The organism is Streptococcus cristatus ATCC 51100 (assembly GCF_000222765.1).
GTDB classification, from domain to species: Bacteria; Bacillota; Bacilli; order Lactobacillales; family Streptococcaceae; genus Streptococcus; species Streptococcus cristatus.
In genome coordinates, this window is sequence record NZ_AFUE01000005.1 from 107,808 (window position 1) to 123,859 (window position 16,052).

General features: G+C 44.9%; 12 protein-coding genes. 6 read left to right on the forward strand and 6 right to left on the reverse strand.

Annotated elements, in window-relative coordinates; translation table 11 throughout:
* Positions 1-37 precede the first annotated feature (37 nt).
* Positions 38-1,330, reverse strand: a complete 1,293-nt coding sequence (locus HMPREF9960_RS02490) for an adenylosuccinate synthase (RefSeq protein ID WP_005591559.1) — start codon at positions 1,328-1,330, stop codon at positions 38-40.
* 301 nt (positions 1,331-1,631) lie between these two features.
* Here HMPREF9960_RS02490 and gshAB point away from each other — a divergent pair, with 301 nt between their 5' ends.
* The 3 genes from gshAB (at position 1,632) to HMPREF9960_RS02505 (ending at position 6,235) form a co-directional block, all read left to right on the forward strand.
* On the forward strand, positions 1,632-3,884 hold the full coding sequence (gshAB, locus tag HMPREF9960_RS02495; RefSeq protein WP_005591558.1) for a bifunctional glutamate--cysteine ligase GshA/glutathione synthetase GshB: 2,253 nt from the start codon (positions 1,632-1,634) through the stop codon (positions 3,882-3,884).
* Positions 3,885-4,108: 224 nt separating this feature from the next.
* Positions 4,109-4,954, forward strand: a complete 846-nt coding sequence (locus HMPREF9960_RS02500) for a coiled-coil domain-containing protein (protein ID WP_005591556.1) — start codon at positions 4,109-4,111, stop codon at positions 4,952-4,954.
* 24 nt (positions 4,955-4,978) lie between these two features.
* The gene (locus tag HMPREF9960_RS02505; RefSeq protein ID WP_005591555.1) at positions 4,979-6,235 is read left to right on the forward strand and encodes a toxic anion resistance protein; all 1,257 of its coding nucleotides are present in this window, start codon (positions 4,979-4,981) and stop codon (positions 6,233-6,235) included.
* A gap of 142 nt (positions 6,236-6,377) precedes the next feature.
* On the opposite strand, the gene tpx is transcribed toward HMPREF9960_RS02505, so the two are convergent.
* From tpx to HMPREF9960_RS02525, 4 genes are all read right to left on the reverse strand, one after another.
* Complete coding sequence (tpx, locus tag HMPREF9960_RS02510) at positions 6,378-6,869, reverse strand: thiol peroxidase (RefSeq protein ID WP_005591554.1); 492 nt, start codon at positions 6,867-6,869, stop codon at positions 6,378-6,380.
* Positions 6,870-7,020: 151 nt separating this feature from the next.
* On the reverse strand, positions 7,021-7,953 hold the full coding sequence (gene scbA / locus HMPREF9960_RS02515; protein WP_005591553.1) for a metal ABC transporter substrate-binding lipoprotein/adhesin ScbA: 933 nt from the start codon (positions 7,951-7,953) through the stop codon (positions 7,021-7,023).
* 21 nt (positions 7,954-7,974) lie between these two features.
* Entirely contained in the window at positions 7,975-8,811 is an 837-nt protein-coding gene (locus HMPREF9960_RS02520) for a metal ABC transporter permease (protein WP_005592073.1), read from the reverse strand.
* Between the two features lies 1 nt (position 8,812).
* A complete protein-coding gene (locus HMPREF9960_RS02525; protein WP_005591551.1) occupies positions 8,813-9,532 on the reverse strand; it encodes a metal ABC transporter ATP-binding protein in 720 nt (239 codons plus the stop codon).
* A 148-nt stretch (positions 9,533-9,680) separates the two neighbouring features.
* On the opposite strand from HMPREF9960_RS02525, the gene HMPREF9960_RS02530 reads away from it, so the two are divergent.
* Positions 9,681-11,573 (forward strand): M13 family metallopeptidase, encoded by a 1,893-nt coding sequence (locus HMPREF9960_RS02530; RefSeq protein WP_005591550.1) that lies wholly within the window; start codon positions 9,681-9,683, stop codon positions 11,571-11,573.
* A 72-nt stretch (positions 11,574-11,645) separates the two neighbouring features.
* On the opposite strand, the gene HMPREF9960_RS02535 is transcribed toward HMPREF9960_RS02530, so the two are convergent.
* The gene (locus HMPREF9960_RS02535; protein WP_005591549.1) at positions 11,646-12,347 is read right to left on the reverse strand and encodes an ion transporter; all 702 of its coding nucleotides are present in this window, start codon (positions 12,345-12,347) and stop codon (positions 11,646-11,648) included.
* 180 nt (positions 12,348-12,527) lie between these two features.
* Here HMPREF9960_RS02535 and leuS point away from each other — a divergent pair, with 180 nt between their 5' ends.
* Both leuS and HMPREF9960_RS02545 read left to right on the forward strand, forming a co-directional pair.
* Positions 12,528-15,029: a leucine--tRNA ligase gene (leuS, locus tag HMPREF9960_RS02540; protein ID WP_037586114.1), complete on the forward strand. Its 2,502-nt coding sequence runs from the start codon at positions 12,528-12,530 to the stop codon at positions 15,027-15,029.
* A 332-nt stretch (positions 15,030-15,361) separates the two neighbouring features.
* Positions 15,362-16,051: a VIT1/CCC1 transporter family protein gene (locus HMPREF9960_RS02545; RefSeq protein ID WP_005591547.1), complete on the forward strand. Its 690-nt coding sequence runs from the start codon at positions 15,362-15,364 to the stop codon at positions 16,049-16,051.
* Position 16,052: the final 1 nt, after the last annotated feature.

The window sequence follows — 16,052 nt, forward strand, 5'->3', positions numbered from 1 at the left end:
TTACCGATTTCTGTCCCACTCTCTTGTCTTCACTTGCTTATAAACTTGACCAAACACTTTCCAAGATATTGGTCTGCTCGCGACCTGGTCCGACTGAGAAGGTCGAAATGCGGACACCGACCAGCTCGCTGACACGGCGAACATAATTGCGGGCATTTTCTGGTAGGTCTTCTAGGCTGCGGACACCAGTGATGTCTTCTGACCAACCTGGCAATTCCTCATAGATTGGCTTGCAGCGCTTGAGCTGCTCCAAACTTGCTGGATAATGGTCGATTCGCTCCCCATCCAAATCGTAGGCTACACAGATTTTGACTGTATCCAGACCACTCAAAACGTCAATGGAGTTGAGAGAAAGGTTGGTAATTCCTGATACACGGCGGCTGTGGCGCATCACAACGGAGTCAAACCAGCCCACTCGACGCGGACGGCCCGTCGTTGTACCGTATTCATGGCCCACTTCGCGAATACGTTCGCCCACTTCATCAAACAATTCAGTTGGGAATGGTCCATCACCGACACGGCTCGTATAGGCCTTGCAGACACCAACTACCTTGTCAATCTTGCTTGGACCAACACCTGAACCAATCGTCACCCCACCAGCAACTGGATTAGACGAGGTTACAAATGGATAGGTCCCTTGGTCAATATCCAGCATAACGCCTTGTGCCCCTTCAAAGAGGACACGCTTGCCTTGATCCAGCGCATCATTGAGGATGACAGATGTGTCAGTCACATACTGCTTGATTTGCTGACCGTATTCATAATATTCTTCAAAAATATCGTCAACGCTCATCGCTTGGCTATCATACAATTTCTCAAAGAGGCGGTTTTTCTCAGCTAGATTCCGCTCCAAGCGCTCTCTGAAAATGTCTTTATCCAAAAGGTCAGCGATGCGGATACCAACACGCGCAGCCTTGTCCATGTAGGCAGGACCGATTCCCTTGATCGTGGTACCAATCTTATTGTCGCCCTTAGCTTCCTCTTGCAGGCGATCCAGCTCGATATGGTAAGGCAGGATGACATGGGCACGATCTGAAATGCGCAAATTATCTGTGGTAACACCTTCTTCGTGCAGATAAGCCAACTCCTTGACCAGAGATTTAGGATTGACCACCATCCCATTTCCGATCACTGAGATCTTTTCTGGGAAGAAAATTCCTGACGGAATCAAGTGCAATTTATATTTTTTCCCGTCAATCACAATCGTATGTCCAGCATTGTCACCGCCTTGGTAGCGGGCAATCACTTCAGCATTGGACGAAAGGAAATCCGTAATTTTCCCTTTTCCTTCATCTCCCCATTGGGTTCCTACAACAACAACTGATGTCATAATTTCGTCTGAGCTACGAGAGCTCTTCCTTTCTTAATCTACAAGGCAGGAGTTTCACCTGCAAACGTATCTTACACTTTATTATAAGAAAATTTTGAATTTTTTTCAAGATCAGGTGTCTTTTAAATTTGGATTTTCACTTTTGAAAGCGAATAATTCTTTTTAAAATTTTCTATTTTCACGAAATATATCCAACAAATGGCGATAAAAGTTCGGAAATTCATTAAAAACGTAGTGAATAGTTGTTTTCTGGCTTTTTTTATAATAGACTGAAAGTACTATACTAAGGACGGAAAAAATAATGACTATTGATCGTTTACTTGAAAAGCTAGACCCTGCAAGTCCGATCTTACAGGCGACTTTTGGACTGGAGAGAGAATCCCTGCGCGTGACAGAGGCAGGGACACTGGCTTCAACTCCCCATCCCAGCTCTCTGGGTTCTCGGAGTTTTCATCCCTATATCCAGACAGATTTTAGCGAGCAACAGCTAGAATTGATTACGCCCATCGCCTCTTCAACTCAGGAGGCTCGTCGCCTGCTGGGTGCCATCACCGATGTAGCTGGACGCTCCATTCCCCAAGATGAACTCATGTGGCCCTTGTCCATGCCTCCCCAACTCCGAGAAGACGAGATTGAAATTGCCCACCTCGAAAATACCTACGAACTCCATTATCGTCAAGGTTTAGCAGAAAAATATGGCAAACGGCTCCAGACCATTTCCGGCATTCATTACAATATCGAGTTAGGAAAAGATTTGATGGCGGCTCTCTTTGAGGCTAGCGACTTTTCTTCCTTCAAGGTTTTTAAAAATGCTCTCTATCTCAAATTAGCTCGCAATTTCCTCCGTTTCCGCTGGTTCTTGACCTATCTTTATGGTGCGGCTCCACTGGCAGAAGATGGCTTTTACGATGAGCCGGTTGAGGCTCCTGTCCGCTCACTCCGCAATAGCCATCACGGCTACGTCAATGACGAGCATATCCATGTATCATTTCGCTCGCTGGAAAGCTATGTCTCGGATATCGAGGACTATGTCGAGTCTGGCGACCTCAGTGCAGAAAAGGAATTTTACTCGCCTGTGCGTTTTCGCGGTCAAAAACGAAATCGAGACTACCTGGAACAAGGCATTACTTACTTGGAACTGCGCTGTTTCGACCTCAATCCTTTCGACGTTTTGGGCATCAGTCAAGAAACCTTGGACACGGTCCATCTCTTTCTCTTGGCTCTATTGTGGCTGGATGATGTGACAGATAGTGATACACAGCTACAAGCGGCTCATGCTCTCAACGATGCCGTTGCTTTGTCTCACCCCTTGACGCCCCTACCTGCAGAGGCCGACAGCTCTGCTATTCTCCAAGCTATGGAAAATGTGATCCAACATTTCCATCTTCCTGCCTCCTACCGTCAATTGTTAGCACAAGTCAGAGCTACACTGGCTGAACCCAAGCTGACTCTGGCAGGGCAATTATTGCCTCATATTGAGAAAAATTCCCTCTCAGCTTTTGGACTGGCAAAAGCACGGGAATATCGAGATTACGCCTGGACCGCGTCCTACGCTCTCAAGGGGTATGAAAGTATGGAACTTTCCACTCAAATGCTCATGTTTGACGCTCTCCAGAAAGGCCTCCATCTCGAAATCCTAGATGAAAATGACCAATTTCTCAAGCTTTGGCATAGTCAGCATGTGGAGTATGTCAAAAACGGAAACATGACCTCCAAGGATAACTATGTCATCCCTCTGGCCATGGCCAATAAAACCGTCACCAAAAAGATTTTGGCTGCAGCTGACTTTCCTGTTCCGGCTGGGGCGGAGTTTTCTTCTCTCGAAGAGGGACTGGCCTACTATCCTTTGATTAAAGACCGACAAATTGTTGTCAAACCCAAGTCAACCAACTTCGGACTGGGCATCTCTATCTTCCAAGAACCGGCTAGTCTGGAAGCTTATCGCAAGGCTTTGGAGATCGCTTTTTCAGAAGACGCTGCTGTCTTGGTGGAGGAATTCATCGCTGGAACGGAATACCGCTTCTTTGTCTTAGACGGTCAATGTGAGGCAGTCCTCTTGCGCGTGGCAGCTAATGTCGTTGGAGACGGTCAACACACCGTGAGAGAATTGGTTGCCATCAAAAACGACAATCCCCTGCGCGGTCGAGACCATCGATCACCGCTCGAAATCATTGAACTGGGGGACATTGAACTGCTCATGCTGGACCAGCAAGGCTATGGACCAGATGATATCCTGCCTGCTGGTGTCAAAGTTGACTTGCGGCGCAATTCCAATATTTCTACTGGCGGAGACTCGATTGACGTCACAGACAGCATGCACTCATCTTATAAGGAACTCGCTGCAGACATGGCACAAGCTATGGGAGCTTGGGCTTGTGGCGTTGACCTAATCATCCCTGACAGCTCTGCTATTTCTACCAAGGAAAATCCCAACTGCACCTGCATCGAGCTCAACTTCAACCCCTCTATGTATATGCATACCTATTGTGCTGAGGGACCGGGGCAAAGTATCACCCCTAAAATACTGGCCAAACTTTTCCCAGAAATGGACTGATAAAACAAGAATCGCAGGGGATTCCGTGCGATTTTTGCTTGCCCACTTGTGATAAAAAAGAACTCTTACGCTTGCTTGCAGGAAAGGAAGCAAAGCTCTTTCTTGATGAGGCAAACATTCTCATCAAATCTAAAAGTGCATCTGAATATATCAATCTTTCTCCTTCAAAAACTAGCTTTTATGTTAAAATAGAGATATCACATTGAGAAGAAAGAGAAAGGTTCATGTCGAGAAGAAAGAATTATTCTAACCAGCAGCCGGAATGGTTTAGCTGGATTTGGATACTTGCAATTATTTTTGGTTCTGGAGTGGTAGCCAGCTATCTGATCCCCATTGCTATTTTAGGAGGTATTGGCTACGGAATCTATCGCTACCAAAGACAGAAAAGAGTTCGTATTGAAGCTAAACAAGCTAGCATTGGCCGTATTGAAGATTTAAAAGCAGTGATTGGTCAGGCGGACCGCCGTATTAAAGAATTAGAAAGCTACCAAGAATACGGCAAGAAGGAAGACTACCAAGATTTGGCCCTGCAAATTCTTCCCCAACTCACCTATATCAAAAACGTTGCTAAGGAATTACGAGATGAAATTCCTGCATCTGTCTACCAGCGCATTCAGACTAAAATTACTACTGTAACCGAGGAAATTGATAAACAACTGCAAAAGATTGAACGAGAGAAAAGGCAAAAGGAAGCGCAGCCAAAGAAAACGAGTCTAGAAGAACTAGCCCCAGAATTGGTCGCTACGGTTCGCAATATTCAGATTGATCACGAGGCCATTCTTCAAAAAATCTCTCAATCTGAAAGCAACAACAAGGAAGAACTGACTGCCATCCATCAGTCCCAGATGGAGCACTACGAAGATATTTTACAAGGCTACCTCAAAATCAAAGCCTCTCCCAAAGATTTTTACAATGCAGAGGAGCGGCTAGCCAAGGCCAAAGCAGCTATCGAGCAGTTTGACTTGGACCTAGACGAAGCGCTGCGCCAGTTAAACGAAGCTGATTTGAGGGACTTTGACATCAGCCTGCGCATCTTAGACAAAGAAAAGCAAACAGACACCGGCCTTTAAGCTAGATAAACCAAAGGAGAAACTATGAGCCAAGAATTTAATTTTGATATTGATAAAATTGCTAACAATGCCATCAGCAAAAGCGACAAAACAACAGAAATCATCGGAGCCAATACGACTCAAGAAAATGGCCAGCTAACTTTTCTGGAAAAGCTGACCCCTGAGCAACAGAATGCGATTACGGCCAAAGCTCCTCAGCTTGTGGATAATTTCGTATCGGACCAGAATGCCTTGCTGGACTTTGGCCAATCTGCTGTAGAAGAAGTCAACGGTACTGTCAATCGTATCTTAGCCGAGCAGAAAAAATTACAAATTCCTCAGGTAGATGAGCTCTTAAAAAACACCAACAAGGAACTCAATGGCTTTGTCGCAAAATACAAGGATGTTCAAGTAGCGGAACTGGATAAGAAACCTAATTTCTTGGAAAAACTCTTCAAACAGAGCAAAAATACCCTTCAAGAATTCTATTTCGACTCACAAAATATTGAGCAGAAGATGGACGGCATGGCTGCAACCGTCGTCAAGCAAGAAGACGTTCTGGCTCGCAATATTGTTTCTGCTGAAATGCTGATCGAGGATAATACCAAATCGATTGAAAACCTAGTCGGAGTCATTTCCTTTATCGAAGCTGCTCAGCAAGAAGCTGGCAATCGAGCGCTTAAGTTGCAGGCTGAAGTTGCTCAGTTAGATATGACTACCGTTGACTACCAAGTCAAATCGCAAGAATTAGCCCGAATGACGGAGGTGGTCAATACCTTAGAACAGCAACACACTGAATATGTCAGCCGTCTCTATGTAGCTTGGGCGACAACGCCTCAAATGCGTAACCTAGTCAAGGTTTCCTCTGATATGCGCCAAAAACTTGGAATGCTCCGTCGCAATACCATTCCAACTATGAAACTGTCTATCGCCCAGTTAGGCATCCTCCAGCAATCGATGAAGTCCGGTCAGGTAGCTGATGCTATCTCTAATGCGAATAACGCTGCCCTGCAAATGCTCGCCGAAACCAGCAAGGAAGTCATTCCTCAGCTGGAGCGGATTTCCCAAAGCCCTACTATCGCTGTTGAATCTGTCACTAAGCTGGCAGAAAGTCTCGTCGCACAAAATCAAGGCATTATCGAAGCTATTGATAAAGGACGGGAAAAACGCGCTCTGCTAGAAGCGGCTGTTATCCAATCTGCAGATACCATCAACAACTCTGTCAAACTGCGTGATCAAAGGATTATCCAAGCCCTGTTGGACCAAGGCAAGGAAGCCCAGAAAGAATTAACTTCAGAATAAGTAAAAAAGCCTAGGTGGCTCTTTCAACTCGTAGACAAACGTCAAAACTGATGTTTGTCTTTTTGTATTTTTGGTCAAGAAGACAAAAATGCACTCAGCTCTTAGGGAGAATTGAGTGCATTTTTTGGAAAAGTATAATTCTTTACAGACTTTTGACTGCAGCAATGGCTGCATCATAATCTGGCTCGGTATTGATGTTGTCCACATATTCAGCATAGGTCACAGTGTTGTTTTCATCCAAGACAAGAACTGCACGGGCCAACAGGTGCCATTCATTGATGAGGACGGCATAGTCGCGACCGAAAGAATGGTCAAAGTAGTCAGATAGCATGACAGCATTTTCGATACCTTCAGCAGCACACCATTTGCCTTGAGCGAAAGGCAAGTCAACTGAAATCGTGATTACAACAGTATTATCCAAGTCAGAGAGTTCTTGATTGAAACGACGGGTCTGAGTTGAACAAACCCCAGTATCGATAGACGGTACGATGCTTAGGACTTTCTTTTTACCAGCAAAATCAGCCAAAGTTTTCTTTGAAAGGTCAGTAGCTGTTAGGCTAAAATCGTGGGCTGTGTCGCCGACTTGCAGTTGTTGGCCCGTAAAGGTTACAGGATTTCCGAGAAAAGTTGTCATAGGAAGTCTCCATTCATGTTTGATAGCTCCATTGTACTGCGAATAGTGATTTTTTTCGAATAATTTGACCGAAAATTTGAGAGCGACTCCATGTGAAGCTTGTCCTTCAGAAATAAAGAGGTTAGGATTTTATCTTCCTAACCTCTTATTATTATTTAGACAGACCTTCTGCGATCTTTTCTAAGTTGTATTTCATCATGCTGTAGTAGCTATCACCCTCTTCGCCTTTATCAGCGATTGAGTCAGTGAAGATTTTAGCGTAGATTGGGATGTTGGTGTCTTTAGAAACAGTTTTCATCGGACGGTCGTCTACACTTGATTCCACAAAGAGTGATGGCACTTTGGTCTTACGAAGTTTTTCAACCAAGCTTTTAATTTGGTCTGGAGTCCCTTCTTCTTCAGTGTTGATTTCCCAGATATAGGCTGATGGCACATTGTAGGCCTTAGAGAAGTACTTGAAGCAACCTTCGCTGGTCACAATCATTTTCTTTTCTTCAGGTATGTTGTTGAATTTCTCTTTAGCTTCCTTGTCCAAAGCGCTCAATTTTTCCACATAAGCCTTAAGATTTTTCTCGTAAGTTTCTTTGTTAGCTGGATCCTTTTCGCTCAAACGCTTGGCAATGTTTTTCGCATAGATAATCCCATTTTCCAAGTTAAGCCAAGCATGCGGGTCTTCCTTGCCCTTTTCATTTTGGCCTTCAAGATAAATGACATCAACGCCTTCGCTGACAGCGTAGTAGTCCTTGTTTTCTTTCTTCTTAGCATTCTCTACCAATTTTGTGAACCAAGCATTTCCGCCGGTTTCAAGGTTGATCCCATTATAGAAAATGAGATCCGCTTGGGAAGTCTTTTTGACATCTTCAGGCAGAGGCTCGTATTCATGTGGGTCTTGGCCGACAGGTACGATACTGTGCAAATTGATCTTATCGCCAGCGATATTCTTTGTAATATCCGCAATAATCGAGTTGGTTGCAACAACATTCAATTTTGAAGAACCAGTCTCGGTACTGCTTTTTTGACTAGAGCAGGCTGCTAGGCCGACAAAAGCCAGCAAAAGCAGAACTAAGAAACGACATTTTTTCATTGGAAATCCTCCATAAATATATTATTTTACTTTTCTTTTTAAATACCGCTGTTTTGGTGCGATAAAAAATGAAACCAAAAAGATCAGGGCAGAGGTTAGAACGATACTCGAACCTGCTGCAACATTAAAACTATAACCGATGAAGAGACCTAAAACAGATGCACCAGCCCCCAAGGCAGATGACAATAAAATCATGGTCTTGAGACTCTTGGCATAGAGATAGGCTGTCGCAGCTGGTGTAATCAGCATGGCCACAATCAGAATCGTTCCGACACTTTGCATAGCTGTGACAGAAACCAGAGTCAAGAGAATCATCAGCAAATAGTGGTAAAAATTAACCTTCATTCCCATAGCCTTGGCCAAAAGTGGATCAAAGGAAGTCAACAAAAGCTGCTTGAAGAAAATGGCAATGACCAGCAGCACCAAGATGCCCACACCAATACTAATCCACATATCAAGGTCTTGCACCGCCAAGATATTCCCAAAGAGGATATGGAAAAGGTCGGTCGAACTCTTGGCAACACTAATCAAAATGACCCCCAGAGCCAAGAAGGAAGAAAAAGTAATCCCGATAGCTGTGTCACTCTTGATAATGGAATTGCCCTTGATGTAGGTGATAATAATAGAAGCTAGTAAGCCAAAGGTAATGGCACCGATGAAGAAATTAATCCCCAAAATGTAAGACAGGGCCACGCCAGGCAGCACCGCATGAGAAATGGCATCCCCCATGAGTGACATGCCCCGCAGAATGATAAAGCATCCAACGGCACCGGCCACCACCCCAATCACAATGGCCGTAATCAACGCATTTTGCAGGAAATGAAAATCATGCAATCCTTGAATAAATTCCTGGATCATCCTAGTCACCTCCATTCATAAAGAGCTGAGAACCGTAGGTCTTCTGCATATTTTCTTTGATGAAGGTGCTCTCAGTTGATCCGAAAGCAATGACTTCCTTGTTAAGCAGCAAGACTTGATCAAAATAAGCGACTACCTTGCTCAAGTCATGATGAACAATCAAAATCGTCTTCCCAGCTTTTCTTAGCTGGCGGAGGGTCGCCATGATAATCTCTTCACTGACTGAGTCAATTCCAACAAAAGGCTCATCTAGGAAGATATATTCAGCCTCCTGGACCAAGCAACGGGCAATCAAGACCCGTTGAAATTGCCCACCAGACAACTGGCTAATCTGCCGCTCAGCGAAATCTTCTAAACCAACGATTTTCAAAGCCCGAGCAACCTTTTCCCAGTCAGACGCTTTGAGGCGTTGAAAGAGCTTGATCTTAGGATATAATCCCAGAGACACACACTCCTTGACCTTGATAGGAAAATTATAGTCAATGTGAATTTTCTGCTCTACATAAGCAATCTTGCTTAATTCTTGCTTCATGGGTTTTCTATCCAGAAAGGTCTGCCCCTCACTCTCAACAATTCCTAACATACCCTTTATGAGAGTTGACTTTCCAGCCCCGTTTGGTCCGATAATCCCTGTGATAGTTGGTCCTTTTATTGTTAAAGAAGTTGGTTCTAAGGCCAGCTGTCCTTGATAACTGACACTTAAATTTTTCATTTCAATCATTGTTATACCTCTTTTGTTTTAATATACATTAAAATGAAAATTAAGTCAAGTTAATTTTTAAAAAATCCTTACAATCAATATAAGAAATATTTGAAAAAAGGAGCTAATTTTGATAAGGTTATATCAAAAGCAGGAAAGCGAGAAAAACATGACACGTTTACAAGATGATTTTTATGACGCCATTAATGGCGAATGGGCCAAAACGGCCGTTATCCCAGATGATAAGCCTGTCACCGGCGGCTTCACAGATTTGTCAGATGAGATTGAAAAGCTGATGCTCTCCACTACTGATCAATGGCTGCGGGGTGAGGAAGTTCCTGATGATGGTATTTTGCAAAATTTTATCAAGTACCACCGTTTAGCAGCTGACTATGACAAGCGGGAAGCACTCGGTATCAAGCCTGTTTTGCCTTTGATTGCAGAATATCAAGCACTCAACTCCTTTGCAGAATTTACCACAAAGATTGCCGAGTTTGAGCTGGCTGGCAAGCCCAATTTCTTTCCTTTTGGTGTAGCGCCTGACTTTATGGACGCCCGTATCAATGTCCTCTGGGCAGATGCACCAGGTACTATTCTCCCAGATACGACCTACTATGTCGAAGGTCACCCTCAAAAGGATAAGCTCTTGAAAAAATGGCGCGAATCTTCCGAAGCTTTGCTGCAAAAATTCGAATTTTCAGCAGAAGAAATCCAAGATTTGCTGGATAAGGTTTTAGAACTGGATGCTCGAATTGCTAAAGTCGTTCTGTCACGTGAGGAAAGTTCAGAATATGCCAAGCTTTACCACCCTTACAAGTGGGAAGACTTCAAGGCCTTAGCACCGAATCTACCTTTAGATGCGATCTTCACCCAACTCATCGGGCAAATTCCTGACCAGATTATCGTACCGGAGGAGCGTTTCTGGCAGGCTGCCGACCAATTCTACTGCGAAGAGGCTTGGCCCCTGCTCAAGGCCGTGCTTATCTTTAATGCTATCGCGTCAGCTGAAGCCTACTTGACTGATGAAATCCGTGTCCTAGCAGGCGCTTATCGTCGCGCCCTATCTGGAACACCTCAAGCACAAGACAAGAAAAAAGCTGCCTTTTACCTAGCTCAAGCGCCTTTCAATCAAGCCATCGGACTCTGGTATGCTGGACAAAAATTCTCCCCTGAAGCCAAGGCCGATGTCGAGCAAAAAGTAGCCAACATGATCCAAGTCTACAAGGAACGCCTCGCAAGCAATGACTGGCTGACACCAGAAACTCGGGACAAGGCTATTGTAAAACTCAATGTCATCAAGCCTTATATCGGCTACCCAGAGGAGCTGCCTGAGCGCTATGCAGACAAGATTGTGGATGAAAATCTCAGCCTCTTCGAAAATGCCCAAAAACTGCGACAAGTGGAAATTAAGTATGGTTGGAGCAAATGGAACCAGCCAGTGGATTACAAAGAATGGGGAATGCCAGCCCACATGGTCAATGCCTACTACAATCCGCAGAAAAATCTGATTGTCTTTCCAGCGGCTATCTTGCAGGCACCATTCTATGACCTGTACCAGTCCTCTTCAGCCAATTATGGCGGTATCGGAGCGGTCATTGCCCATGAGATTTCTCATGCCTTTGATACCAACGGCGCTTCCTTTGATGAAAACGGCAGCCTCAACAACTGGTGGACGGAGCATGACTACCAAGCCTTTACTGAGCGGACTCAGAAAGTCATCGACCAGTTTGAAGGTCTAGATTCTTACGGTGCCAAGGTCAATGGTAAGCTGACCGTTTCAGAAAATGTGGCGGACTTGGGCGGTATTGCAGCAGCTCTTGAAGCAGCCAAGAAAGAAGACGATTTCTCTGCGGAGGAATTCTTCACCAACTTTGCCCGCATCTGGCGGATGAAGGGACGCGAAGAGTACATGAAGCTTCTAGCCAGCGTCGATGTCCATGCGCCCGCTAAACTTCGTACCAATGTCCAACTGCCTAACTTTGACGACTTCTTTACAACCTTTGGTGTCCAAGAAGGAGACGGCATGTGGCGTAGCCCAGAAGAGCGCGTGGTGATTTGGTAAAGGACTTCAATTATATTTAATCAAACAAAAAACCTGCTCAGGAAGCGCAATAGAGCCTTCTCGAACAGGTTTTTATAGTTCTTTGATTTCTTTCATATAGCCGGCTGTGATGATACCAGCGGGCAGAGCCACAATGGCGATTCCTAAAAAGGAGGAAATCATAGTAATAATTTTTCCAGTCGTTGAAACTGCATAAATATCACCATAACCAACTGTCGTCAGGGAAATGGTTGCCCAGTAGAGGGCGTCAAAAAAGGTAGGAAATGTGCTGGGCTCGACATTAAAAATGATAAGGGCAGAGATGAAGATATAGCCGAGAGCCAAAAAGCCCACGATAATCAAACTGTCCTTCTGCTTTTTTAAGACATTGGTCAATATTTGAACATTTTTAGAATAGCGAATAAACTTAAAGACCCGCAAGATACGAAGCATGCGCAAAATCTTAAAGAGCCGCAAACTATTATTTAACAAAAAGAGAGAAGGCAAAATGCAGAGCAAATCAGCCAACGCCAAAAAGGTGAAAGGATAAAGTAGAAAAGAAAGCTTACCTTTTTCCAATTTATAATCGGCCGTTACAAGCCGAAGGATATAGTCAATAATAAAAATAACCGTTGACACAAAATCCAACCACATGAAGATTCCTGTGTGACTTTTTGTGGTCAGGGGGATCAGGCTGACAATAATAGTCAGGAACATAAAGACATCGTAGGCTTTTTCAATCGCATTTTCCTTTTGATGGGGCTCAATAATCTGAAATAAAGTCTTTCTTGTCATCCTCAACCTCACTTTTTTAAACTTGCTTTCATTCTATCTGTTTTTAGAAATAAGTCAAGGTCAATCCGCAAAGATTTTCTTCATTCTCCTTCGTCGGTTACTTTCAAAATCCCTTGAAAATGGTATAATAGATAGAAACGTGTCTAGAACACAGAAAAGATCGTTGGAGAGTAAATGATTATGGCAACTTACAATCACAAAGAAATCGAGCCCAAGTGGCAAGGCTACTGGGCGAAACATCATACATTTAAGACAGGAACAGATGCCTCAAAACCGAAGTTCTATGCTCTGGACATGTTCCCTTATCCATCTGGGGCAGGTCTGCACGTAGGACACCCAGAAGGCTACACAGCAACGGATATTCTCAGCCGTTACAAACGTGCGCAAGGCTACAATGTCCTTCACCCAATGGGTTGGGATGCCTTTGGACTGCCAGCCGAGCAGTACGCTATGGATACAGGCAATGACCCAGCTGACTTTACAGCAGAAAACATTGCCAACTTCAAACGCCAAATCAATGCGCTTGGTTTTTCTTACGACTGGGATCGGGAAGTCAATACCACTGATCCAAACTACTACAAGTGGACCCAGTGGATTTTTACCAAGCTTTACGAAAAAGGCCTGGCTTATGAAGCTGAAGTGCCAGTAAACTGGGTTGAAGAGTTGGGAACGGCTATCGCCAATGAGGAAGTTCTGCCAGACGGAACATCTGAGCGCGGTGGCTATCCAGTCGTCCGCAAGCCTATGCGCCAGTGGATGCTGAAAATCACAGCTTATGCAGAGCGTTTGCTCAATGACTTGGATGAGTTGGATTGGCCAGAGTCTATCAAGGACATGCAACGCAACTGGATTGGTAAATCAACTGGTGCTAATGTAACTTTCAAAGTGAAAGGGACTGACAAGGAATTTACAGTCTTTACGACTCGTCCAGACACCCTTTTTGGTGCAACCTATGCTGTTTTGGCTCCAGAGCATGCACTTGTTGACGCCATTACAAGTGCCGAACAAGCCCAAGCAGTTGCAGACTACAAACATGCAGCCAGCCTCAAATCCGACCTGGCTCGGACTGATCTAGCCAAGGAGAAGACTGGTGTCTGGACAGGAGCTTATGCCATCAATCCTGTCAATGGCAAGGAAATCCCCATCTGGATTGCCGACTATGTGCTTGCTAGCTATGGAACAGGGGCTATCATGGCCGTTCCTGCGCACGATGAGCGCGACTGGGAGTTTGCTAAGCAGTTCGATTTAGAGATTATTCCGGTTCTAGAGGGTGGCAATGTTGCTGAAGCTGCTTACACAGAAGACGGTCCGCATATTAACTCTGGCTTCCTAGATGGCTTGGACAAGGCTGCCGCGATTGACAAGATGGTTGCTTGGCTGGAAGCGGAAGGTGTCGGAAATGAAAAAGTCACCTATCGCCTGCGCGACTGGCTCTTTAGCCGTCAACGCTACTGGGGTGAGCCGATTCCAATCATTCATTGGGAAGATGGCACTTCAACTGCTGTCCCTGAAAATGAACTACCGCTTGTCCTGCCTGTAACCAAGGACATTCGCCCTTCTGGTACTGGTGAAAGCCCTCTGGCCAATCTGACTGACTGGCTGGAAGTGACTCGGGAAGATGGTGTCAAAGGACGCCGCGAAACCAACACCATGCCCCAATGGGCTGGTTCCAGCTGGTATTACCTGCGTTACATTGACCCGCATAACAATGAGAAATTAGCAGATGAAGACTTGCTCAAGGCCTGGCTGCCAGTTGATATTTATATCGGTGGCGCAGAGCACGCTGTGCTCCATCTTCTCTACGCTCGCTTCTGGCATAAATTCCTCTATGATATCGGAGTGGTACCGACTAAAGAGCCTTTCCAAAAACTCTTTAATCAAGGGATGATTTTGGGGACTAGCTATCGTGATAGCCGCGGTGCTCTAGTGGCAACAGACAAGGTCGAAAAACGTGACGGTTCTTTCTTCAATATCGAAACTGGAGAAGAACTAGAGCAGGCTCCTGCTAAGATGTCTAAGTCTCTGAAGAATGTAGTCAATCCAGACGATGTGGTGGAGCAATACGGTGCTGATACACTTCGTGTCTATGAAATGTTCATGGGGCCGTTGGATGCATCCATCGCTTGGAGCGAGGAAGGTCTGGAAGGTAGCCGCAAGTTCCTAGATCGTGTCTACCGTTTGATGACAAGCAAAGAAATCGTTGCGGATAACAATGGTGCTCTCGACATGGTCTACCACGAAACAGTCAAGGCTGTCACAGAGCAGATTGAGGAGCTCAAGTTTAACACAACCATTGCCCAGCTCATGATCTTTGTCAATGCAGCCAACAAGGAAGAAAAACTCTATGTCGAATATGCCAAAGGCTTTATCCAATTGCTGGCACCTTTTGCACCGCACTTGGCTGAAGAACTCTGGCAGGCAGTAGCTCAAACAGGTCAGAGCATCTCCTACGTAGCTTGGCCAACTTATGATGAAAGCAAACTGGTCGAGGCAGAGGTCGAAATCGTCGTTCAAATCAAGGGTAAGGTTCGTGCTAAGCTAGTCGTAGCTAAGGACCTGAGCCGTGAAGAACTGCAAGAAATCGCTCTGGCAGATGAGAAAATCAAGTCTGAAATCGCCGGCAAAGAAATCGTCAAAGTGATTAGCGTGGCAAATAAACTGGTTAATATCGTAGTAAAATAAGTAGTTTGGTGCAACATTATAGTGATTATAAAAAAGAGAGTGGGACAGAAATCGGTAATTCGTTAGAATTCGATTTCGTCGTCCCACCTCCGCACAGTTGAGTAGGGCTGTAAAAGCTGATGAAATCAGTGTAGTAGAGCCCACTCAACCACTGCGTCTTGCTCGACAATCCAAAGACAATTGAGAGGCTAGGACTTTTGTCCCACTCTCTTTTTTGATAAGAATTTTCCCTTAAATCGTCGGACTTTTCTCATTTTCCGATTTTCACTTGCTATCCTTATTCTTTTTATTTATAATCATTATAAATAAAAAGAAAAGAGAAAAGTTTTAGAATGGAAGAACATAAGATTGACAAGAATTTTAGTGGACGCCTGAATATTTTGCGAGCTGGAGTTTTAGGAGCCAACGACGGTATTATTTCTATCGCAGGGGTGGTCATCGGGGTGGCCAGTGCGACGGAAGATGTTTGGATTATCTTTCTATCTGGTCTGGCTGCTGTCTTTGCCGGTGCCTTTTCTATGGCAGGTGGGGAGTATGTATCCGTCTCCACTCAGAAGGATACTGAGGAGGCTGCAGTGGCTAGAGAACGAGAACTCTTGGAAAAGAATACCGATATTGCCAGACAGTCCCTCTACGCCTCCTACATCCAAAATGGTGAGTGCGAGACTTCTGCCCAACTCTTGACCAATCGCGCCTTCTTGCAGGATCCGCTCAAGGCCTTGGTCGAGGAAAAGTACGGCATTGAGGTCGAAGAGTTCACTAATCCTTGGCATGCAGCTATATCCAGCTTTCTAGCCTTTGCCGTAGGTGCAATTTTCCCTATGCTGACCATCGTTCTGCTTCCGGCTGCCTATAGGATTCCAGCGACCGTCCTTGTTGTAGCTCTTTCTCTCTTGGGAACCGGCTATACCAGTGCAAAATTGGGACAGGCACCCATTAAAAATGCCATGATCCGTAACCTCACTATCGGACTTTTGACCATGACTGTTACCTATCTCGTAGGCCAGTTCTTCTCAATTTAAA